The following is a 573-nucleotide window of genomic DNA, read 5'->3' as shown; positions in this document are numbered from 1 at the left end:
GTGAGTCACCGCATAAGTCATGGTAAATCTGGCCCGGGGTGACGCCAGGAGGGAAATCAGTCCACAACTCCTGGTAGTCGGGTGAGTCGATGAAGTCCTGATCATAGAGCCCTAATGTCATCGCGAACTGAGTCAGTGACATCCCATGGAAAACCCCAAGCACTCTGAATCGAACGACGTTCTCTGTATCAAAACTCGCATCGGGCCGCTCACGGCTATAGGTAAACGTCGTCAGAACCTCCAAAGTAATATCCCGCCGGACAGCGTCATGAATGGAAAGAAGTCGCTCCCAACCTCCAACCTGTACCAATCCTCTAACCTCATCGGTGAGGCCAATAGCATCGAGTGTCTCCCAACAAATATAACGTGATTGCCCAAACTTGAGATTTGAGAGACGCTCAAATCTATGCTGATGAGTGTTGTCAGTAAACTCGAGATCAGGTGCTGGAGTGGTGTCCCTGTCTTGGCGAGGGCGTTTGTGGGCTACTTTCTTAGTTCTAGGTGCCATACCTGCAAGAAAACATCAAAATAAATCAGTTCGGCATGATTTCTAGAAGTGCAGGAGGTACCCGC

Annotated in this window: 1 protein-coding gene; it reads right to left on the bottom strand. The window is 49.7% G+C overall.

Annotation, left to right across the window (positions count from 1 at the left end; all coding sequences use genetic code 11):
- Positions 1-310 (bottom strand): hypothetical protein (locus ACFILY_RS09715; protein WP_375673400.1); only part of this gene is annotated, 310 nt, incomplete at its 3' end.
- Positions 311-573: the final 263 nt, after the last annotated feature.

This window comes from Bartonella sp. CL25QHWL, from assembly GCF_042195335.1.
Lineage (GTDB): Bacteria > Pseudomonadota > Alphaproteobacteria > Rhizobiales > Rhizobiaceae > Bartonella.
Note: the sequence above shows the minus strand (reverse complement) of the source record. Positions and strands in the feature narration are given on the sequence as shown.